The sequence below is a fragment of the Nonomuraea sp. NPDC050451 genome (assembly GCF_044458585.1).
The window spans coordinates 378,024-393,704 of sequence record NZ_JBITHZ010000004.1; the positions used below are offsets into that span (position 1 = coordinate 378,024).

The following is a 15,681-nucleotide window of genomic DNA, read 5'->3' on the forward strand; positions in this document are numbered from 1 at the left end:
AGGTTAGATGCGGGCCGGGACCGCATCCTCCGATGCCTGCTCGGCGCGGGAGAGGGCGGCGTCCCTGGTCTCGCGCATGGTGAGGTAGACCACGAGCGACACGGCGGCGCAGGCGGAGACGTACCAGAAGAAGCCGGACTCGATCTTGTTGTTCTTGAACCACAGTGCCACGTACTCGGCGGTGCCGCCGAACAGGGCGTTCGCGATGGCGTAGGGGAGGGCGACGCCGAGCGCGCGCACGTTCGTCGGGAACAGCTCGGCCTTCACGACCGCGTTGATCGAGGTGTAGCCGGTGATGATGATCAGGCCGATCAAGGAGAGCACGAGCCCGCCGGCGAACCCGGTGACCCCGCCGAGCGCCGTCATCAGCGGCACCGTGCCCAGCATCGACCCGATCCCGAACGTGATCAGCAGCGGCCGCCGCCCGATCCGGTCCGACAGCCCACCGGCCAGCGGCTGCAGGCACATGAAGATGAACAGCGCGCAGAAGCTCACCAGCGTGGCCGTCTCCTTGGGCAGGCCGGCGGTGATGGAAAGGTATTTGGTGAGGTACGTGGTGTAGGTGTAGTACGCGACCGTGCCGCCCATGGTCAGGGCGATGACCAGCAGCGCTTCCTTCTTGTGGGTGAGCAGCTGCTTGATCGTGCCGCGGCTCTGGTGCTCGACGTCGCGCTCCTCCTCGTCGTACGCCTCCGTCTCCAGGAGGTTGCGGCGCAGGTAGAACACGACCGCGGCGCCCAGGGCGCCGATCACGAACGGGATGCGCCAGCCGTAGGAGTTGAGGGCCTCCGTGGACATCGTGTTCTGCAGGATGATCTGCAGGCCGAGGCCGATGAGCTGGCCGGCGGTCATGGAGACGTACTGGAAGCTCGAGGCGAAGCCGCGCCGGCCGCGCGGGGTGGCCTCGGTGAGGTACGTGGCGCTGGCCGCGTACTCGCCGCCGACCGACAGGCCCTGCAGGAGGCGAGCCACCACCAGCACCACGGCGCCGAAGTAGCCGACCGTCTCGTACGTCGGGGCGATGGCGATCAGCAGGGCGCTGGCCGACATGAGGGTGACGGTGAGCGTGAGCGCCGCCTTGCGGCCCTTCCTGTCGGCGTAGCGGCCGAGCAGCCAGCCGCCGAGCGGGCGCATGAAGAAGCCGACGGCGAAGATGGCCGCCGTGTTGAGCAACTTGGCCGTGCTGTCGCCCTCGGGGAAGAAGGACGCGGCGAAATAGAGGGCGAAGCTGGTGTAGACGAACCAGTCGTACCACTCGACCAGATTGCCGACGGAGCCGCCGATCACTGCCTTCCAGGGCACGCGTGCCTTGCTCACGGAGACCTCCTGTGTGGAGCCTGGGGGGAGTAGGTGCAGGTCAGAGCCTCTCCGCAGAAGGATGTTCGGACAAGGGCAGGTGGCCGAGATCTAACGTCCGCTTAACATGGGCGCAATCTCGGGCTCGCCTCGGCCCATCACAATGGCGGGTTGGCCTTCTCGGCCCTCTCCAGCGCCAGATCCGGCCACCACAGGCCGGCCTCCGGGGACACGACGCCGCGCTCGGGGTCCTTCTCCCCGCCCTCCCCGCGCCTGCACCGGCCGCTGGACGAGCCCGCCCGCGCGATCCACAGGTAGGCGTCCACCAGCTCCTCACCCGTGTCGGTCGTGGGCCTGGAGCCGGCTCCCCGGCCCGGCGGGTTGCACCACGTCTGCGGGTCGGGGTACTTCTTCGTCGGGCGCCACGAGCCCTGGCCGTTCCTGGCGGTGTCGACGATGAAGTGGGGCATGGTCGCCGGGTCCGCCTTCCCGTCCAACGGGCAGTCCTTGGCGCCCGTGGCCCGCTGGACGCTGATGCAGGCCGAGAGCGCCTTGCCGTACGCGACGCTCTTCTCCGTGGGCTGGAAGGCCGCCGTGTTGAGGAAGAAGCCGTCCGCCCGGTCGATGCCCGCCCTGATCAGCCGCTCGGCCATGAGCGCGGTGCCCGGGTAGAGGTCCTGGCTGCCGTCGAGATAGACGGCCGTGTTCGGGTTGGACTTGAGGGTCTGGACGGCCTGGCGGAGGTCCTTGTAGCGCTGCTCCACCGAGCCCTGCGGGTCGCAGTCCTTGACGCCGGGGACCTTGACCGTGGCGCCCGGTTCGAGGATCACCGCCGCCTTGGCCTGGCCTATCGTGCTCGCTATGCCCTTGATCCACTCCTGGTACGTCGCCAGTTCGGCGGCGGTCGCCGGGCGGCACTCGCTGCCCGGCAGGTAGTTGATCAGGAACACCGGGACCCCTCCTTCCTGCTGGGCCCCTGTGACGGTGTCGTCGACCTTCTGTCTGACCTCGGGCTCGTTGAGCCGGACGGCGTGGGGGACGGCGGCCAGCTTGCTCATGAGCTCGGCGTCCCGGGGGCGGTCCTTCTTCCACTCCTCGGCCTGGCGGGTGGCGGCCGGCTCCGGTGGGGAGTAGAACGTGATCTTTCCTGGGGCTCTGAGCGGGTTCTGGGGCTTGGCCTGGGTGTTCGGGTGGGCGGCTTGGGCGGTGGTGGACACGGCGGGGGTGCGGGCGCTCGACGAGGTGCCCAGGGTGCGCCAGGCGACGGCCACGGACGCGCCCGCAACGGCCACGACGACGGCCGCGGCTGCGGCGAGCACCTTCCTCCGGTTGCCCGGCACGGTCGCGTCCGTTCCGCCCGTCGGCGCTGCTGGGGCGCCTGGGCCTGTGCCCGTGCTGCCGGTGGGCGCGGGAGTCCCGCCTACGTCCGTTCCCGCGCCGGGCCTCGGGAGCGGAGTGCCGCCTGGAGCCACGCCAAGGTTCGCCGCGCTCAGGCGGTCCATCAGGTCCTGGGCCGTCGGGCGTTCGCGCGGGCTCTTCGTCAGCGAGGCGAGCACCAGGTCGCGCAGCGGGCCCGAGAGGCCGTGCAGCTCCGGGGCTTCGTTGATGATGCGCAGGAGGATCGTGGGGACCGAGCCCGAGCCGAACGGCGGTTTGCCGCTCGCGGCGTAGGCGACCGTACAGCCCCACGAGAAGATGTCCGAGGCCGGGCCGATGGTGGCGCCCGACACCTGCTCGGGCGACATGTACGACGGCGTCCCCACGATCGCGCTGCTCATCTCCGCGTCCATGAGCTGCGCGATGCCGAAGTCGATGACCTTGGGCCCCACCTGGGAGAGCAGCACGTTCGACGGCTTGAGATCGCGGTGCACGACCCCCGCCCCGTGGATGGCGCGCAGGGCCATGGCCATCGCGGCGGCCAGGCCGTCCAGCGCCGAGCCCTTCAACGGTCCCGACTCGCGGACGGCGTCCCCCAGGCTGGGGCCCTCGACGTACTCGGTGACCAGATACGCCACGTCCCCCTCGACGTCGGCGTCCAGGACGGGAGCGGTGCAGAAGCGGGCCACCCGCTTGGCGGCGGCCACCTCGCGGGCGAAGCGGCGCCTGAAGTCCGCGTGCGCGTCCATCCTGGCGCGGATGAGCTTGACCGCCACTTGCGTGCCGTCCGCTGCCTGGCCCAGGTAGACGACGCCCATGCCGCCCTCGCCCAGCCGAACCAGGAGCGTGTACGGCCCCACCTGGCGCGGATCCCCGTCCCTCAACGCCTCCAAGGTCATAAAGGATCAGGTTAGCCTTCCGCCTCCGAACGGCCTACAGCTCGAGCCGCCACTCGTTCCATTCGTCGAGGAGCTCGAAGCCCATGGCCTCGTTGATGGCCAGCATGTGGGCGTTGGAGGTGGCGTTCCAGGTGATGATCCGCTCCAGGTGGGGCTCGTGCTCGCGGAGCCAGAGCAGGTTGGTGAGTTTGAGCAGCAGCCCGAGGCGGTGGCCCCGGTGCCCGGCCAGCACGGTCGTGTCCGCCTGGTGTCCCCAGCCGTTGGAGCGGTCGGCGACGAGGTAGACACGCGTGTATCCGGCCGGGGCCCCGTCGGAGTCGCGGCGGGCGATCATCGAGTAGCTGGTGAGGCCGCGGTCCTCGATGCCGTCCTCGCGGTCGCGGATGCGGTCGGTGCTGAAGTCGAAGTCCTCGATGCCGGCGTCGCGTGGGGCGTCGTTCATGCCGTTCATCAGGGTCGCGAGGTCGGGGATCAGGGCGGGGTCCGCGGCGCCGGTCCAGCGTTCGAGATGGTAGCCCTCGACGGCGGGGAGCATGCGTTCCAGGGCGTCCCAGTCGGCCTTGCGGAGATCCAGCACGCGGCGGGCCTCGGCGACCGCGACGGTCATGCCGTGGGCGAGCGCGAAGCGGGCGCCCACGCCGGTGGTGGGCGTCTCCGTGAGGAGCAGGCTTCTGCCGTGGTGGCGCAGCCTCTCCAGCGCATGCTCGAACAACGCCGAGCCCAGCCCCCGGCCGCGCCGCTCCGGGCGCACGACGAGGGGGAAGAGCCAGCCCATGTGCCTGTTGTCGAGCTGGGAGAGCGACAGGCCGTAGCCGCCGACGACCTCACCGCCCTCGACGACGGCCCACAGCTCGGCCCGGTCGCCGGGCGAGTGCCTGGCGATGTCGTGGCGGAAGTGGGCGAGCGACATCAGAGGGCCCGGGTCGTCGGAGTAGGCCGCCGTGTACACCTCGTGCAGACCCGTGACCAGGTCGCCCGGCCGGTCGAGGTCGATGGGCTGGATCCACATGTGCCCAGCAAATCGCACGGACGACGGCCGGGGCGAGCGAATTTACTGGCGGTAGTTCTCCACCTCGTTGGTCGGGCGGGCGGCGGCGTTGTCGGGGTCCTCGCCCGCGCTCCGCCTGGCCCGGCGCTGCCTGAGCAGGTCCCAGCACTGGTCGAGCGCCGTCTCCAACTGCTTGATGCGCTCCTGCTCCTCGTCCGTGGTCACCTCGCCTTGGGTCAGCCTGTTGCGCAGCTCGTGCTCCTCGTCGACCAGAGCACTGATCCTGGTGAGAATTTCGTCGTCCCGCATGCCTGAACTCTAGTCACCGCTCCGGACTGGCCTCCCGCCCCGGGCCCGTTCCCGCCGCGCTCCGGCTGAGGTCCTTGGGGGAGGGGAGGAGGCACGCCTCCGATGGGGGAGGCCCGGCGGCGAGGGAGCCGGTGGTGGGAGGTCCGGCGGCGGTGAGGGGTGGGCGGCAGGCAGGCCCGACAGCGCAGGTTCGGCGGCGCGGTCCGGTGGCGGAGGCGCGGTAGCGGGAGTCCGTTGGTCGGAGCGCGGGGTGGGGACCCGTTGGCGGAGGCGCGGTGGCGAGAGGCCCGGTGGCGAGTGCCTGGTGCAGAGGGCCCGGTGGCGGAGGTCGGTGGCGGGGGTGCTGGGTGCGGTGGCTTGGTGCGGGCGGCGCGGTGGGGTGTCGGGCGGCGCGCTGGGGTCCTGGGCAGTGCGGTGGGTTGCTGGGCGGTGCGGGGTGTTGGGGGCGGGGTGAGTAGTTGGGCGGGGTTTGGGGTGGAGGGTGGGGGGTTGGGTGGAGTGGGTGGGGGTGCGTGATAGAACACGGCCATGCCCGGCCTAGCGCTCGTCAGGAAACCCGGCCCCCGGATCGCCGAGGGCATCGTCACTCACATCCAGCGTGAGCCGGTGGACCCGGAACGGGCGCGTCACCAGCACGACGCCTACGTGGGCGCGCTGGCCGCCGCAGGGTGGCGGGTCACGTACGCGCCCGACGCCGATGAGCTGCCCGATGCGCCGTTCGTGGAGGACGCGGTGGTGGTGTCGGGGCGGCTCGCCGTACTGACCAGGCCGGGGGCGCCGGAGCGGCGGCCCGAGGTGGAGTCGGTGGCCGCGGCCGTGCGGGAGCTGGGGCTCAAGGCGGTCAGGATCGTGCCGCCCGGCACGCTCGACGGGGGTGACGTGCTGCAGGTCGGGCCCACCGTGTACGTCGGGAGGTCGGCGCGCACCAACGACGAGGGGATCGCGCAGCTCGCGGGCCTGCTGCCGGAGCGCGAGGTGGTGCCCGTGGGCATGACCGGCGTGCTGCACTTGAAGTCGGCGGTGACCGCCCTGCCCGACGGGACGCTCATCGGCGACCCGCGCCACGTGGACCTGCCGGGGGTGCTCGCGCCGCAGGAGGAGTCGGGCGCGCACGTGGTGCTGCTGGGCGGGGACCATGTGCTGATGGCCGCCTCGGCGCCCCAGACCGCCGCAATGCTCGAAAAACGCGGATTTATCGTGACGAAGGTAGATATTTCGGAGTTCGAGCGGCTGGAAGGATGCGTGACCTGCCTCAGCGTCCTCGTCCCGGACTGACGGCGACTCGCCGCCTTCTCAGGATCTGAGATCCGGGGCAGTGCATCGCGAGACGTCTGGTAACGTGCATGGCATGCTGCGCGGACTGCTTCTTAGCTGCCGCGGCGGGGGCCTCTGAGGCCGGCTCCCTCGCCGCGGAGCCCGTCATGCGCGTCGGCCGCTTTCTTTCGACCGACGAGGAGCCAGCAGACATGACCGCTCAGCAGCCCAGCCCCATGCCGATCCAGCGCTATCAGGCGTACGAACCCATCCGCCTGACCGACCGCACCTGGCCCGACAAGGTCATCACCAAGGCGCCCCGCTGGTGCGCGGTGGACCTGCGGGACGGCAACCAGGCCCTGATCGACCCGATGGACTCCCATCGCAAGCTGCAGATGTTCGAGCTGCTCGTACGCATGGGCTACAAGGAGATCGAGGTCGGCTTCCCGGCCGCCTCGCAGACCGACTTCGACTTCATCCGCCAGATCATCGAAGAGGACCGCATCCCCGAGGACGTGGTCATCCAGGTGCTGACCCAGGCCAGGCCGGAGCTGATCGAGCGCACCTTCGAGGCGATCGAGGGCGCCAAGCAGGCCATCGTCCACCTGTACAACTCGACCTCCACCCTCCAGCGCCGCGTCGTGTTCGGCCTGGACAAGGACGGCATCACCGCCATCGCCGTCGAGGGCGCCAAGCTGGTCAAGAAGCTCGCCGACGCGACCGACGTCGACGTCTACTTCCAGTACTCTCCCGAGTCGTTCACCGGCACCGAGCTCGAATACGCCGTCGAGGTGTGCGACGCGGTCAACGACGTGTGGCAGCCCACCCCCGACCGCAAGGTCATCGTCAACCTGCCGGCCACGGTCGAGATGGCCACCCCCAACATCTATGCCGACCAGATCGAGTGGATGCACCGCAACCTCAAGCACCGCGACTCGATCATCCTGTCGCTGCACCCGCACAACGACCGCGGCAGCGCCGTGGCCGCCGCCGAGCTGGGCTACATGGCGGGCGCCGACCGCATCGAGGGCTGCCTGTTCGGCAACGGCGAGCGCACCGGCAACGTCTGCCTGGTCACCCTGGGCATGAACCTGTTCTCCCAGGGCGTCGACCCCGAGATCGACTTCAGTGACATCGACGAGATCCGCCGGATCACCGAATACTGCAACCAGCTGCCCGTGCACCCGCGCCACCCGTGGGGCGGCGAGCTGGTCTACACCGCCTTCTCCGGCTCCCACCAGGACGCCATCAAGAAGGGCTTCGAGCACCTCGAGCGGGACGCGGCCACGGCGGGCGTGCCGGTCGACGAGTTCACCTGGGCGGTGCCGTACCTGCCGATCGACCCGAAGGACATCGGCCGCACCTACGAGGCCGTCATCCGCGTCAACAGCCAGTCGGGCAAGGGCGGCGTCGCGTACATCATGAAGGCCGACCACCAGCTCGACCTGCCGCGCCGGCTGCAGATCGAGTTCTCCAAGGTGGTGCAGGCCCGCACCGACAGCGAGGGCGGCGAGATCAGCCCCACCGCGATGTACGAGATCTTCCGCGACGAATACCTGCCCAACCCGGCCAACCGCTGGGGCCGCCTCAGCCTGATGGCCCACCGCCACGAGTCCACGGTGGACGACAAGGACCGCATCGGCGCCGACGTCCGGATCGACGGGGAGATCCGCGAGATCGCGGGCGCGGGCAACGGCCCGATCTCGGCCTTCATCGACGCCCTGGCGGGGGTCGGCATCCAGGTGCGCGTGCTCGACTACGTGGAGCACGCGATGAGCGCCGGCACCGACGCCAAGGCCGCCTCCTACCTGGAGTGCGAGGTCGACGGCCAGGTGCTGTGGGGCGTCGGCGTCGACGCCAACACCACGACGGCCTCGCTCAAGGCCATCATCTCCGCGGTCAACCGCGCCGCGCGCTGACCGCACCCGATTCACTCGGCACGGCCGTCCAAGGGGCTGCTCGTCACTTGGGCGGCGGGCTGAGCAGTGAGACCAGCAGCCCGGTGAACTGCGTCACCGACCAGGGCAGCCGGCGGCCCAGGGCGGTCTGCACCTGGGCCTCCCGCTGGCGGAACACCGGGTGGTCCAGCCGTACGTAGGCGACCCCTTCGGCCGAGGCCTCCCGGTGCAGGTCGCCGAGATCTCCCACGAGCGCGATGCCACCCCCGCAGCGGACGAACTCGTGCAGCGGGCCGAGCCCGTCACAGACCAGCACCGGGCGGACCGTCAGCCCCTCGATCTGCGTGCCGATGTCGAAGAGCTCGCGCTGGCTGGTCCCGGAGGAGGCGAGGGCCAGCGGGTGCTCGCACAGCTCCGCCAGCCCGACCTGATCGCGTCCGGCGAGCTCGTGCCCGAGCGGGACGATCGCGACCACCGGGATCACGACGGCGCACTCCACCCGCACATCGTGCTGCGGCCCCATCGCATAGGTGACGGCGACGTCGGCGATCCCCTCGATCACCCGGCGGGTGGCCTCCTGCCGGGGTACGACGTCGAGCTGGAACGTCACGTCGGGGTGGTCGCGCCGGAAGGCCGCCATGGCCCGCGGGACCATCCGCCGTCCGAACCCCTCCGAACAGGCCACCGTGACGTTGCGGACATCGGCTCCACGTCCGGTCCGCAACTCGTTCACCAGGGCGGACGCCTCGGCTTCGCTGCGGCGGACATGGGCGAGGAGCCGGGACCCGGCCTCGGTCAGCGCCATCCCCCGCGGATGCCGGACGAACAGGGGCACCCCGCACCCGGACTCCAGCTTGGCGATCTGCCTGCTGATCGCCGAGGGCGCGACGGTCAGCGTACGGGCCGCCTCGGTCACCGACCCCGTCCGGGCGACCTCGAGGAAGTACGAGAGGCCCACCGGCAGGAGTTGCATCGGGGACCTCCAGGTCATGCTTCGGGCACGGGTTTGCCAATAGTAGAACGCTCGTTGCGGCAAACGGCAATGGTCCCAGCCCATGAACCGTCCTACGCTGCTGACCAGCACGGCACCCGCGATCCCCGGAGGAACCTCTCGTGATCCCAGCAGACCTCATCGAACAGGCGGAGGAGTACGTCGATTCCGGCGCGTTCTTCACCGACCTCGCCGCGATGGTCTCCTATCCCACCGAGAGCACCAAGCCGGGAAGCCGCGTTGCCGTCAAGGCATACCTCGATGAGGTTCTGGCACCCGCGCTGACCGGCCTGGGGTGCTCAGTGACCGAGTACCCCAACCCCGTCCCGGATGGGGGTCCGTTCCTGGTCGGCACTCGAATCGAGTCCCCCTCGCTGCCGACGCTCCTCTGCTACGGCCACGCCGACGTGGTGGACGGCCACGCCGGCCGGTGGAGCGACGGCCGTGACCCCTGGACGCTGACCGCCGACGGCGACCGCTGGTACGGCCGCGGATCGGCAGACAACAAGGGGCAGCACCTGACCAACCTCGCGGCGCTGCGCCTGCTGCTCGCCCGGCAGGGGAGGCTCGGGTTCAACCTGATCTTCCTGTTCGAGTCCGGCGAGGAGATCGGCTCGCCGGGGCTGGCCGAGTTCGCCGCGGCGCACCGCGAGGAGCTGCGGGCGGACGTCCTGATCGCCTCGGACGGCCCGCGCCTGGACGCGGCGACGCCCACGCTGTTCCTCGGGTCGCGCGGAGGCGTCGACATCCAGCTCGAGGTCGATCTGCGGCCCAACACCTACCACTCCGGCAACTGGGGCGGCGTCCTGCGCAACCCCGCCACCACCCTCGCCGGCGCGATCGCGAGCTGCGTCGACGGGCACGGGCGCATCCAGGTGCCCGCCCTGCTGCCGCCGGAGCTCCCGGACGCGGTCCGCGAGGCGCTGGCCGGCGTCACCGTCGCGAACAGCCCCGGCGACCCGGCTCCCGACGAGGGCTGGGGTGACACCGGCCTGACCGCCGCCGAGCGGCTGTACGGCTGGAACACGCTGGAGGTCCTGGCGCTCGGGTCGGCCGACATCGACAACCCCGTCAACGCGATCCCCGGCCGGGCCCGCGCGATCCTGCAGCTGCGGTACGTGGCCGGGACCGATGTGAGCGGCGTGGAGCGGGCCGTCGCCGAGCATCTCGCCGCCCACGGCTACCCGATGGTCGGCGTCAGCGTCCTGGGCCACTTCCCGGCCAGCCGTACGGCACTCGACGACCCGTGGGTGCGATGGGCGAGGGGATCGCTGGAGCAGGTCACCGGCAGGCCCGTCGCCCTGCTGCCGAACATCGGCGGCTCCCTGCCCAACTTCGTCTTCACCGACGTCCTCGGCCTGCCGACCCTGTGGCTGCCGCACTCGTACCCGGGCTGTCTCCAGCACGCGCCCGACGAGCACCTGCTCGCCGGGATCGCCCGTGAGGGCGTCGTGCTGGCCGCCGCGCTGTTCCACGCCCTCGGCAACCCTTCGGCCGACCACCCTCATCCCGCCCCCCGCCCGGTCTGACGGACGTCAGCCCCCCCACCGGAAGGACCTTCGATGGCCGTCGCCTCCACAGATTCGACCCAGCCCGCGACGCGTGGCTCCGCCGGCCGCGCGATCGCGGCGGCGACCATCGGCAACGCGCTCGAGTGGTTCGACCTCGCCGTGTACGCGCTGATGGCGGCCTACATCGGACAGGTGTTCTTCCCCGCCGGCGCCCCTGGCGTCCAGCTGGTGCAGGCGTACGCGGTGTTCGGCGTGACGTACCTGATCCGTCCGCTCGGAGGGCTGGTCATCGGCGCGTACGCCGACCGGCACGGGCGCAAGAAGGCACTGGTGCTGACGATCTGGCTGATGGCCCTCGGGACCCTGCTGATCGTGGTCATGCCCGGCTACGCGACGCTCGGGCTCCTCGCGCCGGTGGGGATCGTGGTCGCGCGGCTGATCCAGGGATTCGCGGCCGGCGGCGAGTTCGGGGCCGCCACCTCGTTCCTGGTCGAGCAGGACGAAAGCCGCAAGGGCTTCCTCGGCAGCTTCCAGTTCGCCAGCCAGGGGCTCGCGACCCTGATGTCCTCCGGGTTCGCCGCGGGCCTGACCGCCGTGCTGTCCAAGGAGCAGATGGCGGCCTGGGGCTGGCGGGTGCCGTTCGTGTTCGGCCTGCTGGTTCTTCCGGTCGGCCTCTACATCCGCCGGTACGTGCTGGAGTCGCCGGCGGTCACGCCGGAGGCGACGGGGAAGCGTCCCTCGCCGATCCGGTCGGTCTTCCGCGACCACTGGGGCGGCCTGCTGATCGCCGGTGGCGCGCTGGTCATCTCGACCGCGCTCAACTTCATCCTGCAGTACATGCCGACCTTCGGGATCGAAGAGCTGGGCCTGAACGATTCGCTGTCGTTCGTCGCGCTGCTCATCACCGGGGTCACCCTGACCGTCGCGACGCCTTTCGTCGGCCTGCTGGCCGACCGGTTCGGCCGGCTGAAGATCATGATCCCGGCCGCGGTGCTGATCGGCGCGAGCGTCGTCCCGCTGTTCCTCTGGCTCACCGCGTCGCCGTCGTTCCTGACCCTGACGCTCTGCATGACGATCCTCGGCCTGCTGAAGGCCGCCTACTTCGGCGCGCTGCCGTCGGTGATGGCCGACGCGTTCCCGGTGCAGGCGCGCGCGACCGGCCTGTCGTTCAGCTACAACGCGGCGGTCGCGGCCTTCGGCGGGTTCACCCCCGCCATCGCCGCGGCGCTCGTCTCGGGAACCGGCTCGCAGGTGTCGCCGGCGTACTACCTGCTGGCCGTCTCCTTCCTGAGCGTCGCCGCCCTGGCCTGCGCGCTCCGGACCCGCGGCATCCGCTGAGGCCCAATTAGTGAACGTTGCGTTTCCTTGAAATGAATCCTATGCTCCTTAGAGAACGACTCGTTCTCTAAGGAGGGCGTCATGGGCGCCGTGCTGTCCGGGTTGATGCTGGCGATGTTGCTGGGCGCGCTCGATCAGACGATCATGGCGCCGGCGCTGCCGGCCGTGGCGGGCAGCCTCGGCGGGCTGGACCAGATGCCCGCCGTCGTCAGCGCCTACCTCGCCGCCGCCACCGTGGTCATGCCCGTCTACGGCAAGCTCGGCGACCGGTACGGCCGCAAGCCCACCATGCAGGTCGCCATCGTCGTGTTCGTGACCGGGGCCGTGCTGTGCGCGGTGGCCACGTCGATGCCGCAGTTCATCGCCTTCCGCGCCGTGCAGGGCCTGGGCGGCGGCGGGCTGATGATCGGGGCGCAGGCGATCATCGGTGAGGTGGTGAGCCCGCGCGAGCGGGGCCGCTACCTCGGGCTCATCGGGGCCATGTACGTGGTGGCCGCCGTGGGCGGACCGCTGATCGGCGGGTTCTTCGTCGACCGGCTGAGCTGGCGGTGGATCTTCGCGATCTACCCGCCGCTGGGAGTGCTGGCGCTGGTCGTGCTGAGCGCCACCCTGCGGCTGCCGCGGCCGCCCAGGGAAGCGGGCCGCGCGCCGCTCGACGTCGCCGGGGCCGCCACGCTGGCCGTCACCGTGGTCGGGGTGGTCCTGCTGGGGCAGACCAGGAACCTCGCCTATCTCGGCGTGGCGGCCGCCGGGGCGCTGGCGTGGCTGGTCAGCGCGCGGTTCGCCAAGGACCCGATCCTGCCGCTGCGGTTGTTCCGCGACCGGGCGTTCGCGGTGCCGGTGTCGATCAGCCTGCTCATCGGGTTCGCGTTGTTCGGGACGATCACGTACATGCCGGCCTACCTGCAGATCGCGCTGCGCTCCAGCGCGACGTGGGCGGGGCTGCTGGTGACGGCGCTGATGGCGGGCGTGCTCGCCACGACCGTCGTGTCCGGGCGGCTGATCACGCGGACCGGGAGGTACAAGCCGTACCCGATCGCGGGTACGGCCTTGGCTGCCGCCGGGCTCGGGCTGATCGGCCTGGCGGGCCGCGACCCGCTCGCGCTGGCCGGCGCGATGCTGGTGACCGGGCTGGGGGTCGGGCTCGTCATGCAGACCATGGTGCTGGCCGCCCAGAACGCCGTGGAGTACGCCGACCTGGGCACCGCCACCTCGTCGGTGACCTTCCTGCGCCAGATCGGCGCGTCCGCCGGGGTCGCGCTGGTGGGTGCGCTGATCACGCTGAGGTCCGGGATCTCCGCCACGAACCCCTCCGACGTCCCCGACAGCATGCGGGACGCCTTCGCCGCGGCCGTGCCGCCGGTTTTCGCGGCCATGGCGCCGCTGCTGGCCGTGGCGTTCTTCCTCGCGCTGGCGCTGCCGGCGCGTCCGCTCCGCACCACCGCCTACGCCGAGGAGAAATCGTGAAACTCGTCGCACCACTCGACGCCTTCGGCCGTGGCGACCTGGCCATGGCCGGGGGCAAGGGCGCCAACCTGGGCGAGCTCGTCAGGAACGGCTTCCCCGTACCCGGCGGCTTCGTCGTCACCACCCACGCCTACGACGTGATCGCCCAGGGGCACGGCACGCGGGCGCACTTCGAGCAGGTCGAGCTGCCCGACGAACTGCGGGAGGCCGTCGCGGGCGGGTACGCCGCCCTCGGCGGCGGGCCCGTGGCCGTGCGCTCCAGCGCCACCGCCGAGGACCTGCCGGGGGCCGCTTTCGCCGGCCAGCAGGACACGTACCTGAACGTCGTGGGCGAGCAGGCCGTGCTCGACGCCGTACGCCGCTGCTGGGGCTCGCTCTGGACCGACCGCGCCGTCGCCTACCGCGCCCGGCTCGGCATCGACGGCTCCGAGGTGCGGATCGCGGTCGTGGTGCAGAGCATGGTCGAGGCGGACCTGGCGGGCGTCATGTTCACCGCGAACCCGGTCACCGGCGACCGCGCCCAGCTCGTCGTCGACGCCAGCAGCGGGCTCGGCGAGGCCGTCGTGTCCGGCCTGGTCACGCCCGACCACTACGTGATCTCCGACGCCGGCACGGCCTTCACGCCGGGGCGTCGCGAGGTCGTCATCAGGGGCGCGGCGGACGGGGGCGTGACGCGCGAGACCGGCTCGGCCGTTCAGGAGCGCCTGCCCGACGCGGCGCTCGGAGAGCTGGCCAGGCTGGGGAAGGAGGTCGCCGCGCACTTCGGGCGGCCCCAGGACATCGAGTGGGCGTACGCGGCCGGTCGTGTCCACCTGCTGCAGGCCCGCCCCATGACCGCCCTGCCGCCGCCCCCGGTCGGGAGGCTCAACCCGATCCAGCGCCGCATCGCCACCATTCTGATGGAGTACCTCCCGGAACGGCCCTATCCGATCGACATGACGACCTGGATCCCGTACGGCCCGGTCGGGCTGATGGCCAGGGTGGCGGCCAGCTTCGGCATGGCCGGCGTGTTCGAGGGGTTCCTGCGGGAGGAGGACGGCGTCGTCTACCAGCTCGTTCCGCAGAAGCCGCGCCCCACCAGGAAGCTGCCGGCCGTCCCGTTCAGCCTGCTGGCCAGGGCCAGGAGGTTCGACCCCGCCCGCTGGACCGGGGACCCGCGCTTCCGCGCCTATCTCGCCGGGGTCAGGGAGCTGGCCGCCCGCGACCTGGCGGAGCTGCCGTGGGCGGAGCTCGTCCGCGTGCCCAGGCAGGCCCTGGACCTGGTGCGCCCGGTGGCCGACCTGCGCATGGACTACCTGCCCGGCACCGGATTCGCGCTGCTGCGGCTGCTGGTGGCGGTCAAGCTGCTCGGGCGCGGCAGGCTCTTCGGCGACCTGCTGCACGGGGCGCGTACCCGCACTACCGACGCCAACCAGGCGCTGGAACGGCTGGCCGAGCTGGCCAGGCGCACGGGCGCGCTCGATGAGAGCCCGAGGCCGGCCGAGTTCGAGGAGGCTCTGCGGGCGTTCCTGGCCGAGTACGGCCACCGCGAGACCTCGAGCCCGATCCTCGTCACCACGCCCACCTGGTCCGACGCCCCGGGGACCGTCATCGACCTGATCAAGGTGCTGGCCGCCGGGCCGCCCGCGCGGAAGGACGGCGACGACGCCCTCGACCGCCTGCTCCGCCACCCGTGGCTGAAAGCCGGAGGCCGTGCCCGGATGCGGCGGTGGGCGGAGGCCGCCCGCGCGGGCGTCGCGTTCCGCGAGGACAGCCACTTCTACTTCATGATGCCGCAGCCCGTCCTGCGCAGATCGCTCCTGGAGATCGGCCGCCGCCTGCGAGGGCAGGGCGTGCTGGACCGGCCGGAGAACGTCTTCCACCTGCGGCTGCCGGAGCTGGAGGCCATCCGCGACGTGACCGCGATGGCGGGCGCGGACCGGGAACGGCTGCGCGAGACGGTCAGGGCGCGGGCGGCCAAGCGGGAGGAGCTGTCAGGCGTGCGGCTGATCGACCCCGGGGCCGTCTTCCCGGTCCGCGAGACGGGGGACGCGCTGGTCACCGGCGCGCCGGCCAGCGGCGGCGTGACGACCGGGCCGGTGAAGGTGATCAGGGAGCCCGCCGAGTTCGCCAAGCTGGAGGGCGGCGACGTGCTCGTCTGCCCGTACACGAACCCGTCGTGGACGCCGCTGTTCCAGCTGGCCTCGGCCGTGGTCGTGGACGCCGGCGGTGCGGCCTCGCACGCCGCGATCGTGGCCAGGGAGTACGGCATCCCGGCCGTCATGGGCACCGGCAGGGCCACCTCCGTGCTGGCGGACGGCCAGTCGGTGACCGTGAACGGCGACACCGGTCGCGTCACCCGGGCTATCTAAGA

The 15,681-nt window shown here is 71.4% G+C and carries 11 protein-coding genes; 6 read left to right on the plus strand and 5 right to left on the minus strand.

Translation table 11 applies throughout. The annotated features are described in order from the left end of the window. Positions 1-3: 3 nt before the first annotated feature. The 4 genes from ACIBI9_RS16765 to ACIBI9_RS16780 form a co-directional block, all read right to left on the minus strand. Positions 4-1,317 (minus strand): MFS transporter, encoded by a 1,314-nt coding sequence (locus tag ACIBI9_RS16765; RefSeq protein WP_397222968.1) that lies wholly within the window; start codon positions 1,315-1,317, stop codon positions 4-6. A 137-nt stretch (positions 1,318-1,454) separates the two neighbouring features. Then, complete coding sequence (locus ACIBI9_RS16770; RefSeq protein WP_397222969.1) at positions 1,455-3,572, minus strand: glycoside hydrolase family 6 protein; 2,118 nt, start codon at positions 3,570-3,572, stop codon at positions 1,455-1,457. 34 nt (positions 3,573-3,606) lie between these two features. Further along, a complete protein-coding gene (locus ACIBI9_RS16775; RefSeq protein ID WP_397222971.1) occupies positions 3,607-4,581 on the minus strand; it encodes a GNAT family N-acetyltransferase in 975 nt (324 codons plus the stop codon). Between the two features lie 42 nt (positions 4,582-4,623). After that, entirely contained in the window at positions 4,624-4,869 is a 246-nt protein-coding gene (locus ACIBI9_RS16780) for a DUF2630 family protein (protein ID WP_397222972.1), read from the minus strand. A 528-nt stretch (positions 4,870-5,397) separates the two neighbouring features. Between ACIBI9_RS16780 and ddaH the strand changes: the two genes are divergently transcribed. Together ddaH and leuA are read left to right on the plus strand one after the other, a co-directional pair. Further along, on the plus strand, positions 5,398-6,144 hold the full coding sequence (gene ddaH / locus ACIBI9_RS16785) for a dimethylargininase (RefSeq protein WP_397222974.1): 747 nt from the start codon (positions 5,398-5,400) through the stop codon (positions 6,142-6,144). A gap of 191 nt (positions 6,145-6,335) precedes the next feature. Next, positions 6,336-8,042 carry a 2-isopropylmalate synthase gene (gene leuA / locus ACIBI9_RS16790; RefSeq protein WP_397222975.1) on the plus strand — a complete coding sequence of 569 codons (1,707 nt, stop codon included), beginning with the start codon at positions 6,336-6,338 and terminating at the stop codon, positions 8,040-8,042. Between the two features lie 43 nt (positions 8,043-8,085). On the opposite strand, the gene ACIBI9_RS16795 is transcribed toward leuA, so the two are convergent. Continuing rightward, positions 8,086-8,994 (minus strand): LysR family transcriptional regulator, encoded by a 909-nt coding sequence (locus tag ACIBI9_RS16795; protein ID WP_397222976.1) that lies wholly within the window; start codon positions 8,992-8,994, stop codon positions 8,086-8,088. 140 nt (positions 8,995-9,134) lie between these two features. On the opposite strand from ACIBI9_RS16795, the gene ACIBI9_RS16800 reads away from it, so the two are divergent. The 4 genes from ACIBI9_RS16800 (at position 9,135) to ACIBI9_RS16815 (ending at position 15,679) form a co-directional block, all read left to right on the plus strand. After that, positions 9,135-10,541, plus strand: coding sequence for a M20 family metallopeptidase (locus ACIBI9_RS16800; protein ID WP_397222977.1), 1,407 nt, complete (start codon positions 9,135-9,137; stop codon positions 10,539-10,541). A 33-nt stretch (positions 10,542-10,574) separates the two neighbouring features. After that, complete coding sequence (locus ACIBI9_RS16805; RefSeq protein ID WP_397222978.1) at positions 10,575-11,861, plus strand: MFS transporter; 1,287 nt, start codon at positions 10,575-10,577, stop codon at positions 11,859-11,861. Positions 11,862-11,942: 81 nt separating this feature from the next. After that, entirely contained in the window at positions 11,943-13,328 is a 1,386-nt protein-coding gene (locus ACIBI9_RS16810; protein WP_397222979.1) for an MFS transporter, read from the plus strand. After that, entirely contained in the window at positions 13,325-15,679 is a 2,355-nt protein-coding gene (locus ACIBI9_RS16815) for a PEP/pyruvate-binding domain-containing protein (protein WP_397222980.1), read from the plus strand. The genes ACIBI9_RS16810 and ACIBI9_RS16815 overlap by 4 nt, the downstream gene beginning before the upstream one ends. The last annotated feature ends 2 nt before the right edge of the window (positions 15,680-15,681 follow it).